Here is a 23,350-nt window from a genome sequence, read left to right as displayed (position 1 = left end):
ATTGCCGGCCATCCCGGGTGCGACAATCAGGTGTGCCGCAATTTGACCCACAGGTTTACAATCGATGCTCCCGATCAGGAGTATCCCTGTGCTGACCCATCTCGATTCCCAAGGTCGCGCCAACATGGTCGACGTGACCGACAAGGCCGTGACGTTCCGTGAAGCCACGGCCGAAGCCTTTGTGCGCATGCTGCCCGATACGCTGCAGATGATCGTCAGCGGCGGCCACCCCAAGGGCGATGTGTTCGCCGTTGCGCGCATTGCCGGTATTCAAGCGGCGAAAAAAACCAGCGATCTGATTCCGCTCTGCCATCCGCTGATGCTCACCAGCGTCAAGGTCGAGCTCAATGCTGAAGGCGAGGACCGGGTGCGCATCGTTGCCCGTTGCAAACTGTCGGGGCAGACCGGGGTGGAGATGGAAGCACTCACTGCCGCCAGCGTCGCCGCGCTGACCATCTACGACATGTGCAAGGCCGTGGATCGGGGCATGACCATCGAAGGCGTGCGGGTGCTGGAGAAGCTCGGCGGCAAGAGCGGCCACTTCCAGGCGGATGCGTCATGAACATCACCGTGAAATTCTTCGCTCGTTATCGCGAAGCTGTGGGCGTGGATTCGGAGAAGGTCGCGGGGGATTTCTCCACGGTGGACGACGTTCGGGCGCTGTTGGCTGCTCGCGAGGGGTTCGACGTATTGAATGAACAGAACCTGATGTGCGCCCGTAATGAAGACCTGTGCCAGCTCGATGAGCCACTGGCGGACGGTGACGAAGTCGCGTTCTTTCCCACCGTAACCGGAGGCTGAGCCATGGCCATTTGTGTGCAGGCCGATCCGTTCGACCCAGGGGCTGAAGTCAACGCGATGCACGCAGCCAATGTCGGCGTGGGCGCAGTGGTGAGTTTTGTCGGCTACGTGCGTGATTTCAACGACGGCCTCGATGTGTCGGGGATGTTCCTGGAACACTATCCGGGCATGACCGAAAAAGCCCTGGGCAAGATCGCCGTCGAGGCCGAGCAACGCTGGCCGTTGCTCAAGCTGCAAGTGCTGCACCGCATTGGCGCCCTGGAACCGGGCGAGCCGATCGTCTTCGTGGCGGCTGCCAGTGCTCATCGCCAGGCGGCGTTCGACGCCTGCGCCTTTGTCATGGACTACCTCAAGACCCGCGCTCCGTTCTGGAAAAAGGAAAACACCGTCGACGGTCCGCGTTGGGTGGAAGGGCGCGACAGTGATCATGCGGCGGCGGATCGCTGGAAGCAGTAAATACCCTCCGGATTTTCATTCGTCGTTAGTCCGCCATCGCGAGCAGGCTCGCTCCCACAAGGGATCTGGGTTGTACACAGTATTTGTGTTCGACGCAGGCCCCCTAATGTGGGAGCGAGCCTGCTCGCGATGAGGCCATCAGCCTCCCGTCAAAATCCCCTGCCTGACTGATTGACGATTTGTACATTAAAGTCCAGTATGGATTTATAAGTACATAAATCGGTTGCGCCCACTTTTCTCTGCCAAACCAACAACAATCCGCGAGAGAACGCTCATGAAGAAACTCCCCCTCATCACCGGCCTGGCCTTGAGTCTGCTGGCCTCCAGCAGCCTGTTCGCCGCTGAGAAAACCTTGCGCATCGGCATTGAAGCCGCTTATCCGCCGTTTGCTTCGAAGACCTCCGAGGGGAAAATCGAGGGGTTCGACTACGACATCGGCAATGCGCTGTGCGCGCAGATGAAGGTCAAGTGCGAGTGGATCGAGGGTGAATTCGACGGGCTGATTCCGTCGCTGAAGGTGAAGAAAATCGACATGGCGCTGTCATCCATGACCATCACTGAAGAGCGCAAGAAATCGGTGGATTTCACCCACAAGTACTACTTCACCTCATCGCGGCTGGTCATGAAGGAAGGCGCAGTGGTCGACGACCAGTACGCCAGCCTCAAGGGCAAGACCGTGGGTGTGCAACGGGCCACCACCACCGACCGCTATGCCACTGATGTCCTCGAACCCAAGGGCGTGACGGTCAAGCGCTACAGCAACAACGAAGAAATCTACATGGACCTGGCGTCGGGTCGCCTGGACGCGATTTTCGCCGACACCATCCCGCTGGAAGACTTCCTGTCGATGCCCCGTGGCAAGGGGTACGCGTTTGTCGGGCCGGAGCTCAAGGACCCGAAATACGTGGGTGAGGGCGCCGGTATCGCGGTGCGCAAGGGCAATACCCAACTGGTGGCGGATTTGAACAAGGCCATCGACGGGATTCGGGCCAATGGCGAGTATCAGAAGATCCAGGCCAAGTATTTCAAGTCGGATATCTATGGTGACTGATCTATTGCTATCGCGAGCAGGCTCGCTCCCACAAAAGATTTGCGTCGGACACAGGATTTGTGTCGGATGGAGATCCAAATGTGGGGAGCGAGCCTGCTCGCGATGAGGCCAGACCAGGCAACAAAAAACTCAGCCCTTCAATTCCTTTAGATGTTTGTACACCGTCGCCCGCCCCATGTTCAGCACATTGGCCACGTAGTTGGAGGCGCTTTTACCCTTGAAGGCGCCTTCGGCGTGCAGCGCCAGCACCAGTTCGCGTTTGTGGTCACGGGTCAGCAGGTTCAGGCTCAGCTGACGTTCGCGCATCCAGGCGTGGAGAAACGTGTTGATCCGTTCCTGCCAGTCATCGCGAAACAGTGAGTCGGGCTGCGGGATCAACTTGCTCGGCGACAGGAACAGGTCCAGCGCGGCCTTGGCATTTTCAAACAGCGAAATATTCAGGTTGATGCACAGTACCGCCAGCGGGTGACCCTTGGCGTCTCGCAGTACGCTGCTGAGACTGCGAATCTTCTGCCCGTCCCAATTCAGTTTTTCATACGGCCCGATGTTACGTTCACTGACGTCTTCGCTGAGCATGTCCTCCAGCGACGAATCATCGCCAATCTCGCGCTTGGACAGGTTATTGGCGATGTAATCGACTTTCTGCGTGCGCAGGTCGTGCAGCACCACTTCGGCGTGGGGGTAGAACAGCGTGGCGATGGCGTCGGCGATGGTGCGGAAATTTTCCAGCGCCGGATCGGGTTGCGAGGCGTTCATGACAGGGCTCCAGGCAGCGTCAGCGCCCCGTGAAGCAGGGGCGCGGGGGAGTGTGCCGCAATCGTGGCGATGCGTCACCTGAGTCGCTTCAACCCAGGCGTGCCGGGGACAGCATTGCACTGCTCAGGCCGAAACGGGCCAGGGCCTCGGGCAGCGGTTCGCCGCGCACCAGGGCGGCGCTGGCCTGGCCCATGGCCGGTGAGGTCTGGATGCCATAGCCGCCTTGGGCCGCGACCCAGAACAGCCCCGGTACCAGCGGGTCGAAACCGGACAGCAGATCGCCGTCGTGCACGAAGCTGCGCAGCCCCGCCCAGGTGCGGGTCGGGCGGCGGATGCTTAGGGTGGTGGCCTCTTCGATTTGGTAGATACCCGTGGCGATGTCCAGTTCTTCAGGCTGTACGTCGTGAGGTTCTACCGGATCGGCGTTGGCCGGGGAGCCGAGAAACATGCCGGCGTCGGGCTTCATGTAGAAGGATTCGTCGAGGCTCACCAGCATCGGCCAGTCATGAATGTCTACCCCCTCGGGCCCGGCGAAGATGAATGCTGCACGCCGCTTGGGTTGCAGGCCCAGCTTTTTGGCGCCGGCCATCTGCCCAACCTGGTCGGCCCAGGCACCGGCCGCGTTGATCAGCACCGGCGCGCTGAAGGTCTGGCTGGCAGTCTTCACTTGCCACAGCCCTTGGTCGTCACGGCTCAGACCCAGTACTTCGCTGTCGGTGTGCACTTCGCCGCTGTTGCGGCGAATACCGCGCAGGTAGCCCTGGTGCAGCGCATCGGTGTCGATGTCGCAGGCCGTGGGGTCGTAGATCGCACCGTGAACCTTGTCCCGCCGCAGGATCGGCAGCCGCACACACGCCTCTTCGGCGCTGAGCAATTGCATCTGCGGCACCGTGGCCTTGGCGCTGAGGTATTGGTTGTTCAGCTCGGTCGGATCACCCGTGAAATCCACGGTCATTTCGCCCCGCGGGGTGAGCAGGGGGTGTTCGCAAAAAACACTTGGCGGGGCGTCGAAAAAGTCACGACTGGCCTGGGTCAATGCCCGCACCTGCGGGGTGCCATAGGCGGCGCTGTACAGCGCCGCCGAACGACCGGTGGAGTGGTAGGCCGGATGGGGTTCGCGTTCGAGCACAATGACCCGGCCGTGGGGCGCCAGCCAGTAACCGGTGGAAGCACCGGCGATACCGCCGCCGATGATGATGAAATCTGCTGAGGTCATGAAGCTCTCCTCTGGAGCGCGGTGCTGGGAGTTTCCGAGAACCCTGTGGGAGCGAGCCTGCTCGCTCCCACAAGGGAACTGGTCGTGTCAGTTCTTAAGTTGATAAAGCGCATTCGCCAGCGCCACGTCTTCGAGCCCCAGGCCGATGGAACGGAAGAACACATGGCGTTCGTAGCTCGGGCGTGGGACCTGTTCGCTGAGCAGCTCAGGTAAGTCGCCGACGATGCGCGAAGCTTCCCAGCCGTGCTGCTCACCGGCAATCAGCATTTCACCGGCCGAGCCCGGAGTGGTCTGACGATAGTCGCAGAACACGTCCATGTCGTTGAGGCTCTGGGGCGGTACTTCGTGGGCGCGGGGGGCATTGGTGCTGATGGAGGTGATCAGTGCCGGTTTGCTCAGGGTCTGCGGGTCGAGCACCGCTTTGGCAGATGAAGTGCAGAGCATCACCACGTCGGCGTCGTGCAGCGCGGCTTCAAGGCTGTCGGCGATCTGCAGGCGCGGGTCCAGGCCGGTGAATAAGGCACGCGTCTGCGCCGGTTTGTTCTTCAGGCTCGGCGAGTAGAGACTGATGTTTTGCCAGTCCCGCAAGTCCTTGACGTACTGCACGTGCGCCCGCGCCACCGCGCCGCTGCCGATGACCGCCAGGCGCCTGGCCTCGCGCGGGGCGAGGGCATCGACAGCGACGGCGGTAGTGGCGGCGGTGCGGGCGGTCGTCAGCTCGGCGGCATCACACAGCAGCAGGGGCTGGCCGGTCTGCATCGACATCAGCAAGGTCCAGGCGGTCACCAGCGGGCCTTGCTCACGCACGATATAGGGCGAGGTCTTGACCCCGTAGACCTGATCTTCAGCCAGCACACCCAGGTAGTTGATGAAGTCCCCGGCGCCCTGGGGAAACACCACCCGTTGCTGGTCCGGTTGCACCGCCTGCCCGGCGGCGAGGTCGCGAAACAGCTTGCGCAGGATTTGCGGCACATCGACTTGCCCAAGCAGTGCTCGGGCCTGGGCTTGGGTCATCACATAAGGCGTGCTGGACATCGGGACTCCGGAGCGCTTTTTTATAAACTAATTTGTCCATTATGGACTTTTAGTTTATTCGAGCAATATCCCGGACGAAAAAAAAGCGCAGCCCTTTGCGGCTGCGCTGTTCAGTATCTTAATGGACGCGGAGCGTCCCTGGCTGCATTCCCACGCGGAGCGTGGGAACGATCATCTTCCGCCGTTAAGGGCGTTTACGCTCAACCGGCCGCAGCAGATGGGTCGGCGGGGTTTCGCAACTGATCTTTTTCCCCAACAGCGCCTCGATGGACGGCAGCTGATACGAGTCATCTTCCCCAGCGAAGCTGATGGACACGCCTTCGGCCCCAGCGCGACCAGTACGCCCAATACGGTGCACATAATCATCCGGCACTTCCGGCAACGTGAAGTTGATCACATGGCTGATCCCGTCGATGTGGATGCCTCGACCGGCCACGTCGGTGGCCACCAGCACGCGGATCTTGCCTTCGCGAAAACCTTCGAGCGTCTTGATGCGCTTGTGCTGCGGCACATCGCCGGACAACTGCGCGGCGTTGACGCCATCGCGCACCAGGCGCTCTTCGATGCGTCGCACTTCGTCCTTGCGGTTGGCAAACACCATCACCCGCTCCCAACCGTTGTCGTTGATCAGGTTGTAGAGCAGCTTGTACTTGTCGGCACCGGCCACGGCGTAGATGTGCTGTTCGACGTTTTCGCTGGCGACGTTCAGCGCCTCGATCTCGACGATGGACGGGTCAGTGGTCCATTGCTTGGCCAGGTTCATCACGTCTTCGGTGAAGGTGGCGGAGAACAGCAGGGTCTGGCGTTCGTTTTTCGGCGGGGTCTGGCGAATGATCTGACGCACTTGTGGGATGAAACCCATGTCGAGCATGCGGTCGGCTTCGTCCAGGACCATCACTTCGACCATGTCCAGGTGCACGTCGCCGCGCTGGTTGAAGTCCAGCAGACGGCCCGGCGTTGCCACCAGAATGTCGCAGTGGCGGGCTTCGAGGTGCTTGAGCTGCTTGTCGAAGTCCATACCACCGACGAATGTCATGACGTTCAGGCCGGTGTACTTGGTCAGGTCGGCGGCGTCCTTGGCGATCTGCACCACCAGCTCGCGGGTCGGTGCGATGATCAGCGCCCGCGGCTCGCCCATGTAGCGCTCTTTGGGCGGTGGGGTCTGCAACAACTGGGTGATGATGGAAATCAGGAACGCGGCGGTCTTGCCGGTGCCGGTCTGGGCGCGGCCGATGGCGTCTTTGCCGGCGAGGGTGAAACCCAGCACCTGCGCCTGGATCGGCGTGCAATACGGGAAGCCCAGGTCCTGGATGGCGTGCATCAGTTCAGGGGCGAGTTTGAAATCGTGGAAGCGGGTCTTGCCTTCCTGGGGTTCTACAACGAAGTCCTCGAGCTTCCAGGCGACGACTGGCGGCTTTGGCGCGCGTTCGCGGCGTGGCTTGGGGGCTTCGTTGCGTGGTGTTTCCAGCGTTGGGGCAGCGACAGGCTGGGCGGCGGGTGGGGTCACCGGCTCTTTTTTGGCCTGTACAACAGGTGCAGCCCGGCGCGGTTGCTGCGCATCGGTACGGCTCGGGCCGTGGGCAGGCGCACTGGAGCCAGGCGCGAGCTGCTCGGCCTCGCTTTTACCGAACATCTTTTTGAGTGCTTTGAGCACGGTCATCTCATCGATTGGTTAAGGAATGTACGCCGGCCAGTGTAATGCAAGAAACGGGCGCGGCGTAGTGTGAACATCAAAGGGGCTGAGGTGGCGATATGCCCCTTAGCGCAACTGATCGGTCAGCCAGGTGCCGATGTCATGGATCTCTTCGGGTAACACTTCGTGCCCCATTGGGTATTCCTGCCATATCACGGTGACACCATGCTGCTTCAAATACTCTTTTGCGGTGCGCCCCATCGGGTTGAGCACCACTTCGTCGTATTGCCCGTGCAGCGCCAGTACCGGAATGCGTTGCTGGCTGGCTGACAAGTGCAGTTCATCACTGAAAGTCGGTGCATAAGTGGACAGCGCAATCACGCCCCCCAGCGGCCCCTGCCATTTCACGAATGCCGTGTGATAGACCACCGCGCCGCCTTGGGAAAAGCCCGCCAGGAAAATCCGCGAAGCGTCTATTCCACTGGCTCGCTGGGTTTCGATCAGGTCGATGACCCGTTGCGCCGACGCTTCCAGTTGTCGCTCATCGATGGCCCGCGCCGGGCTCAAGGCACGGATGTCGTACCAACTGGGCATGGCGTAGCCACCGTTGATCGTTACTGGCTGGGTCGGTGCCTGGGGTAGAACGAAACGTGTGGTGAGCAGGCTTTGCTGCAACATTTCGGCTACCGGCAAAAAATCATAACGATCGGCGCCCAGGCCGTGGAGCCAAATAACACAAGCATCGGCGGTGCCGCTGGGCTCGAGAATCAAGGGGTCGGTCATGGTGTGCTCCAAATTTGTGCGGGCGCGCTCAATCAGTGCGTGATTACAGTGCGTGCCCGGTGTCTCAGTTAATTAGATGTCGCATAGCTGCAAGTTTTTGTCTTGACGTGTTCTACAAGGGCTAAGCGCAGCGGTGTGGTACGGGCTTTGCTATGAGGAAGCCTGAGTGATGATTCTTACGCTGCGCGGTAACACTATCAACACTACGCGCCGCATGGGATATCAGAAATCCGGTGATGGATGTTCGCCAATGGCCGATATGGGGCTTCGCGAACGTGAAGGGCTACAGCCCGTTCGGCCGATTGGTGAGAGGTGGGTTTGACCACTGATTGTGGACGTTCTCATTAATAGACTCATAGCAAAGGTCCAAAACGTCGGTCGACCCTAAAAAAAGCCAACAAGGGTCGGCAATGCCTCAAAAGGGTGCGATAGGGCTCGAGCTCCGACACAACAAGAGCAAAACTGGAGGTTTGAATGAAGTTACTGAAATCCACCCTGGCGGTCGTGACTGCAGCTGCAGTGCTTGGCGTCAGCGGGTTCGCTCAGGCGGGTGCAACCCTGGATGCCGTACAAAAGAAAGGCTTTGTGCAGTGCGGTGTGAGTGATGGCCTGCCGGGTTTCTCGGTGCCTGATTCGACCGGCAAGATCGTTGGCATCGACGCTGACTTCTGCCGTGCCGTGGCCGCTGCGGTATTGGGCGATGCGACCAAGGTCAAATTCAGCCAGTTGAACGCCAAGGAGCGCTTCACCGCGCTGCAATCGGGCGAAATCGATCTGCTCTCGCGCAACTCCACCATGACCAGCTCCCGTGACGCGGGCATGGGCCTGAAGTTTCCAGGTTTCATCACCTACTACGACGGCATTGGCTTCCTGGCTAACAACAAGCTGGGCGTCAAGAGTGCCAAGGAACTGGACGGTGCTACCGTCTGCATCCAGGCCGGTACCACCACCGAGCTGAACGTGTCCGACTACTTCCGCGCCAACGGCCTGAAGTACACCCCGATCACTTTCGACACCTCCGATGAAAGCGCCAAGTCGCTGGAATCCGGTCGTTGCGACGTGCTGACCTCCGACAAGTCCCAGCTGTTCGCCCAGCGCAGCAAGCTGGCTTCGCCGAAGGACTACGTGGTTCTGCCGGAAACCATTTCCAAGGAACCACTGGGCCCGGTCGTGCGTAATGGCGACGACGAGTGGCTGGCTATCGTGCGCTGGACTGGCTACGCCATGCTCAACGCTGAAGAAGCCGGTGTAACTTCGAAAAACGTCGAAGCTGAAGCCAAGTCCACCAAGAACCCGGACGTCGCTCGTATGCTGGGCGCTGACGGTGAATACGGTAAGGACCTGAAACTGCCGAAAGACTGGGTCGTGCAGATCGTCAAGCAAGTCGGCAACTACGGTGAAGTGTTCGAGCGCAACCTCGGCAAAGGCACTCCACTGGAAATCGATCGCGGCTTGAACGCGCTGTGGAACGCTGGCGGCATTCAATACGCACCACCAGTGCGCTGATGGTTCTATCACCCGGTGGGCCAACCACCGGGTGATGTTCTGTTCCATTCTTTGCGGGGCACTTCATGCAAAATTCAATCGGCGCACCTAAGCAGAGGCTCAGCCTCAGCGATCCACGAGTGCGTGCGTGGGTATTTCAGATCGTCACCGTCGTGGCGGTTATCGCGCTGGGCTGGTTTCTGTTCGATAACACACAGACTAACCTTGAGCACCGGGGCATCACCTCCGGTTTCGGCTTCCTGGAGCGCAGTGCCGGGTTCGGCATCGCCCAACACCTGATCGACTACACCGAAGCGGACAGCTATGCCCGCGTCTTTGTCATCGGGTTGCTTAACACGCTGCTGGTGACCGTCATCGGCGTGATCCTGGCGACCATCCTGGGGTTCATCGTCGGCGTGGCACGGTTGTCGCCGAACTGGATCATCGCCAAGCTGGCGACCGTTTATGTGGAGGTTTTCCGTAACATTCCGCCGCTGCTGCAAATCCTGTTCTGGTACTTCGCGGTGTTCCTGAGCATGCCGGGGCCGCGTGCCGCTCACAACTTTGGCGACACCTTCTTTGTCAGCAGCCGGGGCCTGAATATGCCTGCCGCGCTGGTGGCCGACGGGTTCTGGCCGTTCGTGATCAGCGTCGTGCTGGCCATCACCGCCATCGCACTGATGACCCGCTGGGCCAACAAGCGTTTTGAAGCGACTGGCGTGCCGTTTCATAAGTTCTGGGTGGGCCTGGCGCTGCTTCTGGTGATCCCGGCCTTGTGCGCGCTGCTGTTTGGTGCACCGCTGCGTTGGGAGATGCCGGAGCTCAAGGGCTTCAACTTCGTCGGTGGCTGGGTGCTGATCCCGGAACTGCTGGCCTTGACCCTGGCCTTGACCGTGTACACCGCGGCGTTTATCGCCGAGATCGTGCGCTCGGGCATCAAGTCGGTGAGCCACGGCCAGACCGAAGCGGCCCGTTCCCTGGGGCTGCGCAACGGTCCGACCCTGCGCAAGGTGATCATCCCGCAGGCCCTGCGCGTGATCATTCCGCCGTTGACCAGCCAATACCTGAACCTGGCGAAAAACTCCTCCCTGGCGGCCGGTATCGGTTACCCGGAAATGGTTTCGCTGTTTGCCGGCACGGTGTTGAACCAGACCGGCCAGGCCATTGAGGTGATTGCTATCACCATGAGCGTGTACCTGGCGATCAGTATCAGCATTTCCTTGCTGATGAACTGGTACAACAAGCGCATTGCGCTGATCGAGCGGTGAGGAAACGCGCATGACGACTCATACTTTCAAACCTGACATGCCCCCGCCGGGGAGCAGCATCGGCGTGGTGGCGTGGATGCGCGCCAACATGTTCTCCAGCTGGCTAAACACGCTGTTGACGCTGTTCGCGTTTTATATGATCTATCTGATAGTCCCACCGCTCCTGCAGTGGGCGATTCTCGACGCCAACTGGGTCGGCACCACCCGCGCCGACTGCACCCAGTCAGGCGCCTGCTGGGTGTTCATCCAGCAGCGTTTTGGTCAGTTCATGTACGGCTACTACCCGGTGGACCTGCGCTGGCGCGTAGACCTGACGGTATGGCTGGCAGTGATCGGTGTGGCGCCGCTGTTTATCTCGCGCTTCCCACGCAAGGCGATCTACGGCCTGAGCTTCCTGGTGCTGTATCCGATCATTGCCTGGTGCCTGCTGCATGGTGGTGTGTTCGGCCTGGACGCCGTGGCGACCAGCCAATGGGGCGGCCTGATGCTGACCCTGGTGATTGCCACCGTCGGTATCGTCGGCGCACTGCCGCTGGGCATCGTCCTGGCCCTGGGCCGCCGCTCGAACATGCCGGCGATCCGCGTGGTCTGCGTGACCTTCATCGAGTTCTGGCGCGGTGTGCCGTTGATCACGGTGCTGTTCATGTCATCGGTGATGCTGCCGCTGTTCTTGCCCGAAGGCATGAACTTCGACAAGCTGCTGCGGGCGCTGATCGGGGTGATCCTGTTCCAGTCGGCCTATGTGGCCGAAGTGGTGCGCGGCGGTCTGCAAGCCATTCCCAAGGGCCAGTACGAAGCGGCTGCGGCGATGGGTCTGGGCTACTGGCGCAGCATGGGCCTGGTCATTTTGCCGCAAGCTCTGAAGCTGGTGATCCCGGGCATCGTCAACACCTTCATTGCGTTGTTCAAGGACACAAGCCTGGTGATCATCATCGGCCTGTTCGACTTGCTCAACAGCGTGAAACAAGCTGCCGCCGACCCGAAATGGCTGGGCATGGCCACCGAAGGCTATGTATTCGCCGCCCTGGTGTTCTGGATTTTCTGTTTTGGTATGTCCCGCTATTCCATGCATTTGGAACGCAAGCTGGACACTGGCCACAAGCGTTAGGAGTTGACTCATGAGTGAAGCGATCAAACAGCCTGTGAGCCCTGAAGGCATTATTCAGATGCAGGGCGTGAACAAGTGGTACGGCCAGTTCCACGTGTTGAAAGACATCAACCTGAACGTCAAGCAGGGCGAGCGTATCGTGCTGTGTGGCCCGTCGGGTTCCGGCAAGTCCACCACTATCCGCTGCCTCAACCGCCTGGAAGAACACCAGCAGGGCCGCATTGTGGTCGATGGTGTGGAACTGACCAACGACCTCAAGCAGATCGAAGCGATCCGCCGTGAAGTCGGCATGGTGTTCCAGCACTTCAACCTGTTTCCGCACCTGACCATCCTGCAGAACTGCACCCTGGCGCCGATGTGGGTACGCAAGTTGCCCAAGCGCAAGGCCGAAGAAATCGCCATGCATTACCTGGAGCGCGTTCGCATTCCAGAGCAGGCGCACAAGTATCCGGGCCAGCTCTCCGGCGGTCAGCAGCAGCGTGTGGCCATCGCCCGCGCCCTGTGCATGAAGCCGAAAATCATGCTGTTCGACGAGCCGACCTCGGCCCTCGACCCAGAAATGGTGAAAGAAGTACTGGACACCATGATCGGCCTGGCCGAAGACGGCATGACCATGCTGTGCGTGACCCACGAGATGGGCTTCGCCCGCACCGTGGCCAACCGCGTGATCTTCATGGACAAGGGTGAAATCGTCGAACAGGCTGCGCCGAACGACTTCTTCGACAACCCGCAGAACGACCGCACCAAACTGTTCCTGAGCCAGATCCTGCATTGATCCGGCGTTAGGCAGTGAAATAAACCCGGACTGTGTTCCGGGTTTATTTTTTGTGCGTCGAGTGCTTAGGAAGCCGTGAGGGTTTCATGCTCTTTGTGCACCGTCGTCTTGAATTGCCTCAGGTCCGTGTCTTCAGCCAGGACCTGTGCATCGGCAAGCAAATGCGGGTAGCGGTCAAGCAGGCGCATCAGCAGCATCAATGCCTTCGGTGGCAATATCTCGCCGCGCTCATAGCGGGAAAACGCGTTGTGTCCACCCCCTGACAAAAACAGCACCGCTTCTTTTTGTGATAAATGCAGTTTGCGACGGATGCGCTTCATTTCCTCGCCGACCAGCCGCCTGGCGGCGATGACCAGCTCATCACCAGCGTCTGTATAGCGATCCGAGCAACCGGGATCAAGCTCGACCTCCCCGCACATCTGGCATTCCCGGCCAGACAAATTATCAACCCGGCGCTCCATGCCTTTGATGCTCAAGGTTTCGCCGCGACCTTCGAAATGCAACATGCCCTCCGGGGCGCCGCAGCTGAAACACTGCTGGTTTTTCATGGTTTTTTCTCCTTGAAGGAAATCACCGGTGGGCCGCCGCTTGGGCGGTATGTCACCTTGATGTAGATCTCCAAACCGTGTGAATGGGTGTGATAGACGTCATGCCAGAGTCGGTGATCGTCATAGGTGGTCATCGATTTGTAGAACTGCTTGCGCTGAAGTTCGCCAATGACCTCCTGCATGTCCGAAACGCTTAAGCCAAGAGTCCAGGCTGTTCTCCTGGCACTGGTGGTGAGCGCGTTCCCGTTAAGCCGTCTGACATCCGCCTGTATCGCCACCAAGTCGTAATGGGGTGTGCTCTTTTCCATAAGAACTGTGTGCCCTGTTCGTAAAATTACCCTTAAAGGGTAATTTTGACTAATCGAAAATCTCGTTTCTTTTGCCTCCCTTTGACCGTAGGCGGTTGCCGTCCTACGCGAAGCTGACTAACCTGTCAGAAAATTCAACCCGTGATGACAACCCCGCGCTCAGCGAACGCTATCGCTACTTTTCCAGTGTTATCGGCGTGTAATTACGCCAGAGCCTCAACATCGTCTCCCGTCATCAACCTGTTTTCGACCTGCACATCGAAATCCTCGAAGCCGTCGAACAACAGGACTCGCAACGGGCCAAGGCCCTTTGTCGACAGTTGATCAATGAACCCTGAACCAGAGCTTTCCATGTCCCTTCACCCGCTTGACCGTACCGCCTCGACGCCGCCCAAACGCTCCGCACAACTTGAAGAACTGTTGATCGACGCTGAAGCCGATGACGAGCAGGCCCAGCTGAGCCATCTTCTGGTGCGCCGGCCCTGGTTGTTGCTGCTCGGGTTGATCCTGGTGGCGCTGAACCTGCGTCCGGCGCTGTCGAGCTTGGCCCCGCTGCTCAGCGAAGTGTCGAAAAGCCTGGGCCTGTCGGCTGCCCAGGCCGGTTTGCTGACCACGTTGCCAATACTTTGCCTGGGCCTGTTCGCGCCGCTGGCGCCGGTGCTGGCGCGGCGCTTCGGTGCCGAGCGCGTGGTGCTGGGGATCTTGTTGATGCTGGCCGGTGGGATCATTTTGCGCAGCTCGTTCGGCCAGGTCGGCCTGTTCGCCGGCAGCATCCTGGCCGGTGCGAGTATCGGGGTGATCGGCGTGCTGTTGCCGGGCATCGTCAAGCGCGACTTTGCCAAACAGGCCGGCACCATGACCGGCGTCTACACCATGGCGTTGTGCCTGGGCGCGGCGATGGCGGCCGGGGCGACGGTGCCGTTGAGCGAGCACCTGGACCACAGCTGGTCCCTGGGCCTGGGTTTCTGGGTGGTCCCGGCGCTGCTGGCCGCGATATTCTGGCTGCCGCAAGTGGGCCCCAGACACGGTGCCCATCAGGTGGCGTATCGGGTCCGTGGGTTGCTGCGCGATCCCCTGGCCTGGCAAGTGACGTTGTACATGGGGCTGCAATCGTCCCTGGCCTACATCGTGTTTGGTTGGCTGCCCTCGATCCTCATCGGCCGTGGCCTGACCCCGACCCAGGCCGGGCTGGTGTTGTCTGGCTCGGTCATCGTCCAACTGATCAGTTCCCTGGCGGCACCCTGGCTGGCGACCCGTGGCAAGGATCAGCGCCTGGCCATCGTGATCGTCATGATCATGGCCCTCGGCGGGTTGTTCGGCTGCCTCTACGCGCCGATCAGCGGCTTGTGGGGCTGGGCGATCCTGCTGGGCCTGGGGCAAGGCGCGACGTTCAGTCTGGCGCTCACGCTGATCGTGCTGCGCTCGCGGGACGCTCATGTGGCCGCGAACCTCTCCAGCATGGCTCAGGGCTTTGGCTATACGCTGGCGTCGCTGGGACCGTTCGCCGTGGGCGTGGTTCACGACGTGACCGGCGGCTGGGATGCCCTGGGCTGGATCTTCGGCCTGATTGGCCTGGGCGCAATCATCGCTGGCATCGGCGCAGGTCGGGCGTTGTACGTCGGGGTCAGCAGCGAAAAAGTTACAAACCTTAGCTGATGTCATTTTCATGGCGAATGACGATAGTGTTCCCCGCCGTGGCAGATTATCGTGCGAGTTTACTGAAATGATTTTCGGAGTCCGTCCATGAGTGATGCCCACAACGCCCTGATCACCCGGTTTTATCAGGCCTTTCAGCGCCTGGATGCCGATGCCATGAGCGCCTGCTACACCGACGACGTGGTGTTCAGCGACCCGGCGTTCGGCGAACTGCGTGGGCGCGATGCCGGCGACATGTGGCGCATGCTCACCACCCGGGCCAAGGACTTTTCCCTGACCTTCGATAACGTGCACAGCGATGAGCGTACCGGCGGTGCTCATTGGGTGGCCACTTACTTGTTCAGCGCGACCGGCAATACCGTGGTCAATGATATTCAGGCACGCTTCGTTTTTCGCGACGGCAAGATTTGTGAGCACCATGACCGTTTTGATCTGTGGCGCTGGTCCCGTCAGGCGCTGGGAACCAAAGGGCTGTTGCTGGGTTGGACACCGCTGGTGCGCAACGCCGTCAGGGCTCAGGCGCTCAAGGGGCTGCGGGCGTTCCAGGCCGGTCGCTGATAAGATCGCGGCTTGTTTCCTTCGTGCCTGTTGAACATTTCGTGACGACCGCCAACCCATCTTCCGACCTGACCGTGCAAGCCACGGCCGAACCGGGCAAACCCTGGTTCGTCTACTTGGTGCGGGCCGCCAATGGCTCGCTGTACTGCGGTATCAGCGATGACCCGGTGCGGCGTTTCGCCAAGCACCAAAGCGGTAAAGGTGCGCGCTTCTTTCTTTCCAGCCCGGCGGTGGCGCTGGTGTATACCGAAGCCTGTCGCGACAAGGGCGAAGCCCTGCGCCAGGAGCGGCTGATCAAAAAGCTCAAGAAAAGCGCCAAGGAATGCCTGGTGGCGAGCGCATCGCTGCCTCATCAATCGCACTGATAAGTCATCATCACGTGGGTAGGCTGTCCGTCCATGGCGCGCTAAGCTGAGGGACTTCTTCCCTGCATTGGCGAATCTCATGTCAGAGCTGATCCTTCATCATTACCCGACGTCTCCCTTCGCGGAAAAAGCCCGTCTGTTGTTGGGTTTCAAGGGGCTGTCCTGGCGTTCGGTGAGCATCCCGCCGATGATGCCCAAGCCCGACCTGACGGCGCTGACGGGCGGCTACCGCAAGACTCCGGTGTTGCAGGTGGGCGCGGATGTTTATTGCGACACATCCCTGATAGCCCGTCGACTGGAGCAGGAAAAAGCCTCGCCTGCGCTGTTCCCCGAAGGCCAGGAGATGATCGCGGTGTCCTTTGCCGCGTGGGCCGATTCGGTGGTGTTCCAACATGCGGTGAGCCTGGTGTTCCAGCCTGAATCGGTGGCGGTGCGTTTCGCCAAGCTAGCGCCTGAAGCGATCAAGGCGTTCATCAGCGATCGTGCCGGGCTGTTCAGCGGCGGCACGACCACGCGCTTGTCTGCCGAGCAGGCCAAGCATCAATGGCCAACGATCATGGGCCGGCTTGAGCAACAGTTGCAGCGCGAGGAAGGGGATTTCTTGCTGGGTGATCCATCGATTGCCGACTTCGCCATGGCTCACCCACTGTGGTTCCTCAAGGGGACCCCGGTGACCTCGCCGCTGGTGGACGCTTACCCGGCGGTCTCGGCATGGTTGGCGCGGGTGTTGGGTTTTGGTCATGGTGCGCCGAGCCAGATGAGTTCCGAAGAGGCCCTGGACGTTGCTCGCAACGCTACGCCGGCAGCTTTGCCAGCAGAATCATTCGAAGAGCCGAACGGGTTCACGGTGGGGCAGCAGGTGACGATCGCCGCAACCGACTATGGCGTCGACCCGGTGGTCGGGGAGTTGCTGTTTGCCGGGCGCGAAGAACTGATCCTGCGCCGTGAAGACGAGCGGGGCGGCGTGGTGCATGTGCACTTTCCGCGGTTTGGGTTTCGTATCGAGGCGATCTGACTTTCATCAGGAGGGGTGACTGGTCCACCGCTATCGCGAGCAGGCTCGCTCCCACAGTGGAATTGTGGTGGCCACAGGATTCGTGGCCGCCGTGAATCAATGTGGGAGCGAGCCTACTCGCGATGAGGCCATCAGATCCAACATCACCGTTAGCGAACAACCCTATGTCGCGGACAACGCCTTGAGAATACTTTCCGGCTCAAATCCCCGAATCAACGTGCCGTTCACATCCAGAATCGGAATCCCCCGACCGCCCAGTACCTCATAGGCCCTGCGCGCCTCGGTATCCTTTTCTATATCGAATTCACGGTACGGCACGCCTTTTTCATCGAGAAAGCGCCGGATCTGTTTGCAGTAACCGCACCAGTCGGTTGAATACAACACAACCTGGGCATTGCTGCGAATCTGTTCCGAAACCACCTGCGACGGGTTGAATGCCCGCTCGATCTTGCCCCAGTTCTGGTACGCCACAACCACCAGCAGAATCAGCAGAAACTTCTTCAGTACCCCACCGAGCATCAGTTGCGGCGCTTGAGCTGATCAGTCAGCGAGGTCGGCAGGCCTTTGATAATCAGCGTGCCAGCTTCTTCGTCGTACTCGATCTTGGAACCCAGCAGGTGCGCTTCAAAGCTGATGGACAACCCTTCGGCACGGCCAGTGAAGCGACGGAACTGGTTGAGCGTGCGTTTATCCGCCGGGATCTCCGGCGACAGGCCGTAGTCCTTGTTGCGGATGTGATCGTAGAAGGCTTTCGGGCGTTCTTCGTCGATCAGTTCGGACAGTTCTTCCAGACCCATCGGCTCGCCGAGCTTGGCCTGACTACTGGCGTAATCGACCAAGGTCTTGGTTTTCTCCCGGGCAGCCTCTTCAGGCAAGTCTTCGCTTTCGACGAAGTCACTGAACGCCTTGAGCAGCGTGCGGGTTTCACCGGGGCCGTCGACGCCTTCCTGGCAGCCGATGAAGTCACGGAAATATTCCGAGACTTTCTTGCCGTTCTTGCCCTTGATGAAGGAAATGTACTGCTTGGATTGTTTGTTGTTCTGCCATTCCGACACGTTGATCCGCGCCGCCAGGTGCAACTGGCCCAGGTCCAGGTGACGGGACGGGGTCACGTCCAGCTCGTCGGTGACCGCCACGCCTTCGCTGTGGTGCAGCAGGGCGATTGCCAGGTAGTCGGTCATGCCTTGTTGATAATGCGCAAACAACACGTGGCCGCCCACCGACAGGTTGGACTCTTCCATCAGTTTCTGCAGGTGCTCCACCGCCACGCGACTGAACGCGGTGAAATCCTTGCCGCCGTCGAGGTACTCCTTCAGCCAGCCGCTGAATGGGTGCGCCCCGGACTCGGCATGGAAAAAGCCCCAGGCCTTGCCTTGTTTGGCGTTGTAGCTCTCATTGAGGTCGGCGAGCATGTTCTCGATGGCCGTGGACTCGCTCAATTCGGAGTCGCGGGCATGGAGCACTGCGGGTGTACCGTCGGGTTTTTTGTCGATCAGGTGGACGATGCAATGACGGATCGGCATGGGTTTCTCGGCTGATGAAAGAGAGGAGGGCACGCTCCCCCAAAAAAGGCCCAGTGTACCGCAATCACTGGTTTTGGAACCCTGCAAAGCCTCTTTCAGACCCTTGCGGCACCCCATATGCAGTTTTTTACCGTTTTAGCGCAAGAAAGCTGACCAAATGGGTAGCTAGAGGCGGATATTTCAGAGGCGTTGTGCTAGTTTTGCCCCGTCTTACGCTAAGTCACTGCGTTAAGCGTGCATTCAGCATTTGTCAGGTCGAACCAAACCCGGTTTTCGGCATCTATTATCCCGATCCGTCGTGGTGAGTGCCGAGGGTGCCTGATCCAGAGAGATCGGGCTCGATGGCTGACACTGCACTCTGCAATCCATATGAATTTGATAGGGAAGGAACACTACATGGCTCTTACTAAAGACCAACTGATCGCTGACATCGCTGAAGCTATCGACGCGCCGAAAACCACCGCTCGTAACGCTCTGGACCAACTGGGCCAAATCGTTGCCGATCAGCTGGAAAATGGCGGCGAAATCACCTTGCCAGGTATCGGCAAGCTGAAAGTCACCGAGCGTCCTGCCCGCACTGGCCGCAACCCTTCGACTGGCGCTGCCATCGAAATCGCTGCCAAGAAAGTGATCAAGCTGGTTGTGGCCAAAGGCCTGACCGACGCGGTCAACAAGTAAGATCGTTGCAAAAAAACCGTGCTGCGGAGCGATCCGGGCACGGTTTTTTGTTGCCTTGAATAAAGTGGCCTGTGGCGAGGGGATAAATCCCCTCGCCACAGCCAATTCAGTCCTTGCGGATCCAGCGCGACTGGCGCCAGGCTTGCTGCTGCGCCTCGGTCTGGAAGGTCCAGGCGACGAAGCGGCTCTGTTTCTGCCCCTGGGACATTTCCACCACCTGGCTGTGCAGCGCGCCGGCCTTTTTCAACGCGGTCTGAATCGCCGGCAGGTTCGAAGCCTTCGACACCAGCGTACTGAACCACAGCACTTGCCCAGACAATTGTGCGCTTTCGCTGATCAATTGCGTCACGAACCGGGCTTCCCCACCCTCACACCATAGCTCAGCGGCCTGGCCGCCGAAGTTCAGCACCGGCAACTTGCGTTTCGGATCGGCTTTGCCCAGCGCGCGCCATTTGCGCTGGCTGCCCTTGGTAGCTTCCTCCAGGGAGGCGTGGAACGGCGGGTTACACATTGTCAGGTCGAAGCGCTCGGTGTCCTCCAGCAAGCCCAGCAGGATCTGCTTGCGGTTGGCTTGCTGGCGCAACTGAATAGCCTTGCTCAAGCCGTTGGACTGGACAATGGCCTTGGCCGAGGCGATGGCCGTCGGGTCGATCTCCGAACCCAGGAAGTGCCAGCGGTAGTCGCTGTAGCCGATCAACGGATACACGCAGTTGGCGCCGGTGCCGATGTCCAGCACCTTGACCGCCGCCCCGCGTGGGATTTCACCCTCGTTATGACTGGCGAGCAAATCGGCGAGCAAGTGTACATAGTCCGCACGCCCGGGGACTGGAGGGCACAGGTAATCAGCCGGAATGTCCCAATGGGCGATGCCATAAAAGGATTTGAGCAGTGCCCGGTTGAACACCCGCACGGCTTCGGGGCTGGCGAAGTCGATGCTTTCCTTGCCGTACGGGTTGATGATCACGAACTTCGCCAACTCTGGCGTGGACTTGATCAGCGCCGGGAAGTCGTAGTGGCCCTGGTGGCGATTGCGTGGGTGCAGGCTGGCCTTCTCCCGCGGGGCCACGGCTTTGGCCTTGGTGGCGGGTTTGGGCTTCTGGCGTGCAGGTTTGGGGGGGCGGGGGGCGGTCATGGGCGGGTCGATTCGGGGATGGCTCAAAAAGTGGCGGGTATTGTCCCACATCCACACCTGTCCTGTGGGAGCGGGCTTGCTCGCGAAGGCGGTGTGTCAGCCAACACATACGCTATCTGATCCACCGCTTTCGCGAGCAAGCCCGCTCCCACAAGGGATCTTCATTGTTTGATAGAAAGTGCTGGGCAGAAAAAAGGAGGCCACCAGGGCCTCCTTCTTCAGTTACGAACCGCCGTTACAGGCTGGCGATCCGCGCGTGCTGCTCGGCCAGCTTGCCCAAAGCCTGTTCAGCTTCAGCCAGTTTGGCCCGTTCCTTCTCGATGACTTCGGCCGGAGCCTTGTCGACGAAGCCGGCGTTGGACAGCTTGCCACCGACCCGCTGCACTTCACCCTTGAGACGCAGGATTTCCTTGTCCAGGCGTGCCAGCTCGGCGGCCTTGTCGATCAGGCCGGCCATGGGCACCAGCACTTCCATCTCGCCGACCAGGGCGGTGGCGGACAGTGGGGCTTCTTCGCCAGCGGCCAAGATCGTCACCGATTCCAGTTTTGCCAATTTCTTGAGCAGCGCCTCGTTCTCGTGGAGACGGCGCAGATCTTCGGCGTTGGCGTTTTTCAAGAACAGGGTCAGCGGCTTGCCCGGGCCGATGTTCATTTCGGCGCGAATGTTACGCAGGCCCAGCATGAAGGTCTTGAGCCATTCGATGTCGTCTTCGGCAGCCGGATCGATGCGGGTTTCGTTGGCCACTGGCCACGGTTGCAACATGATCGTCTTGCCTTCGGCACCTGCCAGCGGTGCGACGCGCTGCCAGATTTCCTCGGTAATGAACGGCATGAATGGATGCGCCAGGCGCAGGGCCACTTCCAGTACGCGGACCAGGGTGCGGCGGGTGCCGCGCTGGCGTTCGACCGGTGCGTTTTCGTCCCACAGCACAGGCTTGGACAGTTCCAGGTACCAGTCGCAATACTGGTTCCAGATGAACTCGTACAAGGCTTGCGCCGCCAGGTCGAAACGGAACTGGTCGAGCTGGCGGGTCACTTCGGCTTCGGTGCGTTGCAACTGCGAAATGATCCAGCGATCCGCCAGGGTCAGTTCATAAGCTTCGCCGTTCTGACCGCAGTCTTCGCCTTTATCCAGCACGTAGCGCGCAGCGTTCCAGATCTTGTTGCAGAAGTTGCGATAGCCTTCGACACGGCCCATGTCGAACTTGATGTCGCGACCGGTGGAGGCCAGCGAGCAGAAGGTGAAGCGCAGGGCGTCGGTGCCATAGCTGGCGATACCCTCGGCGAATTCTTCGCGGGTGGCCTTCTCGATCTTCTTCGCCAGTTTTGGCTGCATCAGGCCGGAGGTGCGTTTTTGCACCAGGGTTTCCAGGTCGATGCCGTCGATGATGTCCAGCGGGTCCAGGACGTTGCCCTTGGACTTGGACATCTTCTGGCCCTGGCCGTCGCGCACCAGGCCATGGACATAAACGGTCTTGAACGGTACCTGCGGCGTGCCGTCCTCGTTTTTCACCAGGTGCATGGTCAGCATGATCATCCGGGCGACCCAGAAGAAAATGATGTCGAAGCCGGTGACCAGCACGTCGGTGGAGTGGAATTTCTTCAGGAACTCGGTCTGCTGCGGCCAACCCAGGGTGGAGAAGGTCCACAGGCCCGAGCTGAACCAGGTGTCGAGTACATCATTGTCCTGTTGCAGCGCCACGTCCGGGCCGAGGTTGTGCTTGGCGCGGACTTCGGCTTCGTCGCGACCGACATAGACTTTGCCCGACTCATCGTACCAGGCCGGAATGCGATGGCCCCACCACAGCTGACGGCTGATGCACCAATCCTGGATGTCGCGCATCCACGAGAAGTACATGTTTTCGTATTGCTTGGGCACGAACTGGATGCGGCCGTCTTCCACAGCGGCAATCGCCGGTTCGGCCAGCGGCTTGGTGGACACGTACCACTGGTCGGTCAGCCACGGCTCGATGATGGTGCCGGAGCGGTCGCCTTTCGGGACTTTCAGGCCGTGATCGTCGACGCTGACCAGCAGGCCGGCGGCATCGAATGCCGCAACGATCTGCTTGCGTGCTTCGAAGCGGTCGAGGCCGGCGTATTGGGCCGGGATCTGGCCGTCGATGCTTTCGTTCAGCGTGCCGTCGAGGTTGAACACCTGGGCCGCCGGCAAGACGTTGGCGTTCTTGTCGAAGATGTTCAGCAGTGGCAGGTTGTGGCGCTTGCCGACTTCGTAGTCGTTGAAATCGTGGGCCGGGGTGATTTTCACGCAACCGGTGCCGAACTCAGGGTCGCAGTAGTCATCACCGATGATCGGGATGCGACGACCGACCAGCGGCAGCTCGACGAATTGCCCGATCAGCGCTTTGTAGCGCTCATCGTTCGGGTTGACCGCCACGGCGGCGTCGCCAAGCATGGTTTCCGGGCGCGTGGTGGCGACGATCAGGTAATCCTTGCCTTCGGCCGTCTTGGCGCCGTCGGCCAGTGGGTATTTCAGGTTCCACAGGAAGCCTTTCTCGTCGTGGTTTTCCACTTCGAGGTCGGAAATGGCGGTGTGCAGCTTGGTGTCCCAGTTGACCAGGCGCTTGCCGCGGTAGATCAGGCCGTCTTCATGCAGGCGCACAAACGCTTCTTTCACCGCTTCCGAGAGGCCGTCGTCCATGGTGAAGCGCTCGCGGCTCCAGTCTACGGACGAGCCGAGGCGACGGATCTGACGGCTGATGTTGCCGCCGGACTCGTCTTTCCATTCCCAGACTTTCTCGAGGAATTTTTCGCGACCCAGGTCATGGCGACTCTGGCCTTGGGCTTCGAGGCGACGCTCCACCAGCATTTGCGTGGCGATACCGGCGTGGTCGGTGCCTGGCTGCCACAGGGTATTGCGGCCTTGCATGCGGCGGAAACGGATCAGGGCATCCATGATCGCGTTGTTGAAGCCGTGGCCCATGTGCAGGCTGCCAGTGACGTTCGGCGGCGGGATCATGATGGTGTAGGAATCGCCCGCGCCTTGCGGAGCGAAATAATTCTCGGACTCCCAGGTGTTGTACCAGGAAGTTTCAATGGCGTGCGGCTGGTAGGTCTTATCCATGCGCGGCGGGACCCTATTGGCATTTATTCAGGAAAAGCCGGGAAGTATAGCGGGAGGGGCAGATGCAAGCCACAAGCGGCAAGCGGAATACGGGCACAGTTGAACCCTGTGGGAGCGA

24 protein-coding genes and 1 pseudogene are annotated in these 23,350 nt (G+C 60.1%); 14 read left to right on the top strand and 11 right to left on the bottom strand.

Annotated elements, in window-relative coordinates:
* Positions 1-88: 88 nt before the first annotated feature.
* From moaC to ACA047_RS24010, 4 genes are all read left to right on the top strand, one after another.
* A complete protein-coding gene (gene moaC / locus ACA047_RS24025; RefSeq protein ID WP_030139643.1) occupies positions 89-562 on the top strand; it encodes a cyclic pyranopterin monophosphate synthase MoaC in 474 nt (157 codons plus the stop codon).
* Positions 559-801 carry a MoaD/ThiS family protein gene (locus ACA047_RS24020; RefSeq protein ID WP_497353624.1) on the top strand — a complete coding sequence of 81 codons (243 nt, stop codon included), beginning with the start codon at positions 559-561 and terminating at the stop codon, positions 799-801. Before moaC ends, ACA047_RS24020 begins: the two co-directional genes overlap by 4 nt.
* A 3-nt stretch (positions 802-804) precedes the next feature.
* Positions 805-1,257, top strand: coding sequence for a molybdopterin synthase catalytic subunit MoaE (gene moaE / locus ACA047_RS24015; protein WP_497353622.1), 453 nt, complete (start codon positions 805-807; stop codon positions 1,255-1,257).
* Between the two features lie 274 nt (positions 1,258-1,531).
* Positions 1,532-2,308: an ABC transporter substrate-binding protein gene (locus tag ACA047_RS24010; RefSeq protein WP_497353620.1), complete on the top strand. Its 777-nt coding sequence runs from the start codon at positions 1,532-1,534 to the stop codon at positions 2,306-2,308.
* A gap of 129 nt (positions 2,309-2,437) precedes the next feature.
* Here ACA047_RS24010 and ACA047_RS24005 read toward each other — a convergent pair whose 3' ends face one another.
* The 5 genes from ACA047_RS24005 to ACA047_RS23985 form a co-directional block, all read right to left on the bottom strand.
* Positions 2,438-3,064 (bottom strand): helix-turn-helix transcriptional regulator, encoded by a 627-nt coding sequence (locus ACA047_RS24005; protein ID WP_497353618.1) that lies wholly within the window; start codon positions 3,062-3,064, stop codon positions 2,438-2,440.
* A gap of 88 nt (positions 3,065-3,152) precedes the next feature.
* The gene (locus ACA047_RS24000) at positions 3,153-4,280 is read right to left on the bottom strand and encodes an NAD(P)/FAD-dependent oxidoreductase (protein WP_497353616.1); all 1,128 of its coding nucleotides are present in this window, start codon (positions 4,278-4,280) and stop codon (positions 3,153-3,155) included.
* A gap of 87 nt (positions 4,281-4,367) precedes the next feature.
* Positions 4,368-5,315 carry an ornithine cyclodeaminase family protein gene (locus ACA047_RS23995; protein WP_497353614.1) on the bottom strand — a complete coding sequence of 316 codons (948 nt, stop codon included), beginning with the start codon at positions 5,313-5,315 and terminating at the stop codon, positions 4,368-4,370.
* 184 nt (positions 5,316-5,499) lie between these two features.
* The gene (rhlB, locus tag ACA047_RS23990; RefSeq protein WP_497353612.1) at positions 5,500-6,975 is read right to left on the bottom strand and encodes an ATP-dependent RNA helicase RhlB; all 1,476 of its coding nucleotides are present in this window, start codon (positions 6,973-6,975) and stop codon (positions 5,500-5,502) included.
* Between the two features lie 99 nt (positions 6,976-7,074).
* Positions 7,075-7,731, bottom strand: coding sequence for an alpha/beta hydrolase (locus tag ACA047_RS23985; RefSeq protein ID WP_497353610.1), 657 nt, complete (start codon positions 7,729-7,731; stop codon positions 7,075-7,077).
* Positions 7,732-8,205: 474 nt separating this feature from the next.
* On the opposite strand from ACA047_RS23985, the gene ACA047_RS23980 reads away from it, so the two are divergent.
* From ACA047_RS23980 to ACA047_RS23965, 4 genes are all read left to right on the top strand, one after another.
* Positions 8,206-9,237 carry an amino acid ABC transporter substrate-binding protein gene (locus ACA047_RS23980; RefSeq protein WP_497353608.1) on the top strand — a complete coding sequence of 344 codons (1,032 nt, stop codon included), beginning with the start codon at positions 8,206-8,208 and terminating at the stop codon, positions 9,235-9,237.
* Between the two features lie 65 nt (positions 9,238-9,302).
* The gene (locus tag ACA047_RS23975) at positions 9,303-10,484 is read left to right on the top strand and encodes an amino acid ABC transporter permease (protein WP_497353606.1); all 1,182 of its coding nucleotides are present in this window, start codon (positions 9,303-9,305) and stop codon (positions 10,482-10,484) included.
* A gap of 10 nt (positions 10,485-10,494) precedes the next feature.
* Positions 10,495-11,592: an amino acid ABC transporter permease gene (locus ACA047_RS23970; RefSeq protein ID WP_497353604.1), complete on the top strand. Its 1,098-nt coding sequence runs from the start codon at positions 10,495-10,497 to the stop codon at positions 11,590-11,592.
* Positions 11,593-11,602: 10 nt separating this feature from the next.
* Positions 11,603-12,367, top strand: coding sequence for an amino acid ABC transporter ATP-binding protein (locus ACA047_RS23965; protein ID WP_497353602.1), 765 nt, complete (start codon positions 11,603-11,605; stop codon positions 12,365-12,367).
* 65 nt (positions 12,368-12,432) lie between these two features.
* Here ACA047_RS23965 and ACA047_RS23960 read toward each other — a convergent pair whose 3' ends face one another.
* Positions 12,433-12,915 (bottom strand): type II TA system antitoxin MqsA family protein, encoded by a 483-nt coding sequence (locus tag ACA047_RS23960; RefSeq protein ID WP_497353600.1) that lies wholly within the window; start codon positions 12,913-12,915, stop codon positions 12,433-12,435.
* Complete coding sequence (locus ACA047_RS23955) at positions 12,912-13,223, bottom strand: type II toxin-antitoxin system MqsR family toxin (RefSeq protein ID WP_497353599.1); 312 nt, start codon at positions 13,221-13,223, stop codon at positions 12,912-12,914. Before ACA047_RS23955 ends, ACA047_RS23960 begins: the two co-directional genes overlap by 4 nt.
* A gap of 149 nt (positions 13,224-13,372) precedes the next feature.
* Here ACA047_RS23955 and ACA047_RS23950 point away from each other — a divergent pair.
* From ACA047_RS23950 to ACA047_RS23930, 5 genes and pseudogenes are all read left to right on the top strand, one after another.
* Positions 13,373-13,561 (top strand): annotated as a pseudogene (locus ACA047_RS23950) (FCD domain-containing protein); the annotation flags it as partial.
* Positions 13,551-14,879 carry a CynX/NimT family MFS transporter gene (locus ACA047_RS23945; protein WP_497353597.1) on the top strand — a complete coding sequence of 443 codons (1,329 nt, stop codon included), beginning with the start codon at positions 13,551-13,553 and terminating at the stop codon, positions 14,877-14,879. The pseudogene ACA047_RS23950 and the gene ACA047_RS23945, both read left to right, overlap by 11 nt.
* A gap of 87 nt (positions 14,880-14,966) precedes the next feature.
* Positions 14,967-15,437, top strand: coding sequence for a nuclear transport factor 2 family protein (locus tag ACA047_RS23940; protein WP_497353595.1), 471 nt, complete (start codon positions 14,967-14,969; stop codon positions 15,435-15,437).
* A 41-nt stretch (positions 15,438-15,478) separates the two neighbouring features.
* Positions 15,479-15,802 carry a GIY-YIG nuclease family protein gene (locus ACA047_RS23935; RefSeq protein ID WP_497353593.1) on the top strand — a complete coding sequence of 108 codons (324 nt, stop codon included), beginning with the start codon at positions 15,479-15,481 and terminating at the stop codon, positions 15,800-15,802.
* 79 nt (positions 15,803-15,881) lie between these two features.
* Entirely contained in the window at positions 15,882-16,817 is a 936-nt protein-coding gene (locus tag ACA047_RS23930; RefSeq protein WP_497353591.1) for a glutathione S-transferase family protein, read from the top strand.
* 162 nt (positions 16,818-16,979) lie between these two features.
* Here the strand turns inward: ACA047_RS23930 and ACA047_RS23925 are convergent, their stop codons facing one another.
* Both ACA047_RS23925 and yejK read right to left on the bottom strand, forming a co-directional pair.
* Entirely contained in the window at positions 16,980-17,336 is a 357-nt protein-coding gene (locus tag ACA047_RS23925; protein WP_497353589.1) for a glutaredoxin domain-containing protein, read from the bottom strand.
* Positions 17,336-18,340, bottom strand: coding sequence for a nucleoid-associated protein YejK (gene yejK / locus ACA047_RS23920; RefSeq protein ID WP_497353587.1), 1,005 nt, complete (start codon positions 18,338-18,340; stop codon positions 17,336-17,338). Before yejK ends, ACA047_RS23925 begins: the two co-directional genes overlap by 1 nt.
* A gap of 396 nt (positions 18,341-18,736) precedes the next feature.
* Between yejK and ACA047_RS23915 the strand changes: the two genes are divergently transcribed.
* On the top strand, positions 18,737-19,018 hold the full coding sequence (locus tag ACA047_RS23915; RefSeq protein ID WP_007905514.1) for an HU family DNA-binding protein: 282 nt from the start codon (positions 18,737-18,739) through the stop codon (positions 19,016-19,018).
* A gap of 106 nt (positions 19,019-19,124) precedes the next feature.
* Here the strand turns inward: ACA047_RS23915 and rlmF are convergent, their stop codons facing one another.
* Complete coding sequence (gene rlmF, locus ACA047_RS23910) at positions 19,125-20,150, bottom strand: 23S rRNA (adenine(1618)-N(6))-methyltransferase RlmF (protein ID WP_497353585.1); 1,026 nt, start codon at positions 20,148-20,150, stop codon at positions 19,125-19,127.
* Between the two features lie 235 nt (positions 20,151-20,385).
* Entirely contained in the window at positions 20,386-23,232 is a 2,847-nt protein-coding gene (locus ACA047_RS23905) for a valine--tRNA ligase (RefSeq protein ID WP_497353583.1), read from the bottom strand.
* Positions 23,233-23,350 lie beyond the last annotated feature (118 nt).

This window comes from Pseudomonas sp. LBUM1664 (genome assembly GCF_059695895.1).
The sequence above is the reverse complement of the archived record's forward strand: the minus strand, read 5'-3'. Positions and strand labels throughout refer to the sequence as shown.

Coding starts and splice junctions, on each gene's coding strand:
- ACA047_RS23995 (WP_497353614.1), bottom strand. CDS start 5,315: ATGTCCAGCACGCCTTATGTGATGACCCAAGCCCAGGCCCGAGCACTG.
- ACA047_RS24000 (WP_497353616.1), bottom strand. CDS start 4,280: ATGACCTCAGCAGATTTCATCATCATCGGCGGCGGTATCGCCGGTGCT.
- ACA047_RS23965 (WP_497353602.1), top strand. CDS start 11,603: ATGAGTGAAGCGATCAAACAGCCTGTGAGCCCTGAAGGCATTATTCAG.
- ACA047_RS24005 (WP_497353618.1), bottom strand. CDS start 3,064: ATGAACGCCTCGCAACCCGATCCGGCGCTGGAAAATTTCCGCACCATC.
- moaE (WP_497353622.1), top strand. CDS start 805: ATGGCCATTTGTGTGCAGGCCGATCCGTTCGACCCAGGGGCTGAAGTC.
- ACA047_RS23985 (WP_497353610.1), bottom strand. CDS start 7,731: ATGACCGACCCCTTGATTCTCGAGCCCAGCGGCACCGCCGATGCTTGT.
- ACA047_RS23975 (WP_497353606.1), top strand. CDS start 9,303: ATGCAAAATTCAATCGGCGCACCTAAGCAGAGGCTCAGCCTCAGCGAT.
- ACA047_RS23980 (WP_497353608.1), top strand. CDS start 8,206: ATGAAGTTACTGAAATCCACCCTGGCGGTCGTGACTGCAGCTGCAGTG.
- ACA047_RS23930 (WP_497353591.1), top strand. CDS start 15,882: ATGTCAGAGCTGATCCTTCATCATTACCCGACGTCTCCCTTCGCGGAA.
- ACA047_RS24020 (WP_497353624.1), top strand. CDS start 559: ATGAACATCACCGTGAAATTCTTCGCTCGTTATCGCGAAGCTGTGGGC.
- ACA047_RS24010 (WP_497353620.1), top strand. CDS start 1,532: ATGAAGAAACTCCCCCTCATCACCGGCCTGGCCTTGAGTCTGCTGGCC.
- ACA047_RS23945 (WP_497353597.1), top strand. CDS start 13,551: ATGAACCCTGAACCAGAGCTTTCCATGTCCCTTCACCCGCTTGACCGT.
- rhlB (WP_497353612.1), bottom strand. CDS start 6,975: ATGACCGTGCTCAAAGCACTCAAAAAGATGTTCGGTAAAAGCGAGGCC.
- ACA047_RS23915 (WP_007905514.1), top strand. CDS start 18,737: ATGGCTCTTACTAAAGACCAACTGATCGCTGACATCGCTGAAGCTATC.
- yejK (WP_497353587.1), bottom strand. CDS start 18,340: ATGCCGATCCGTCATTGCATCGTCCACCTGATCGACAAAAAACCCGAC.
- ACA047_RS23905 (WP_497353583.1), bottom strand. CDS start 23,232: ATGGATAAGACCTACCAGCCGCACGCCATTGAAACTTCCTGGTACAAC.
- ACA047_RS23960 (WP_497353600.1), bottom strand. CDS start 12,915: ATGAAAAACCAGCAGTGTTTCAGCTGCGGCGCCCCGGAGGGCATGTTG.
- ACA047_RS23940 (WP_497353595.1), top strand. CDS start 14,967: ATGAGTGATGCCCACAACGCCCTGATCACCCGGTTTTATCAGGCCTTT.
- ACA047_RS23925 (WP_497353589.1), bottom strand. CDS start 17,336: ATGCTCGGTGGGGTACTGAAGAAGTTTCTGCTGATTCTGCTGGTGGTT.
- ACA047_RS23970 (WP_497353604.1), top strand. CDS start 10,495: ATGACGACTCATACTTTCAAACCTGACATGCCCCCGCCGGGGAGCAGC.
- rlmF (WP_497353585.1), bottom strand. CDS start 20,150: ATGACCGCCCCCCGCCCCCCCAAACCTGCACGCCAGAAGCCCAAACCC.
- ACA047_RS23955 (WP_497353599.1), bottom strand. CDS start 13,223: ATGGAAAAGAGCACACCCCATTACGACTTGGTGGCGATACAGGCGGAT.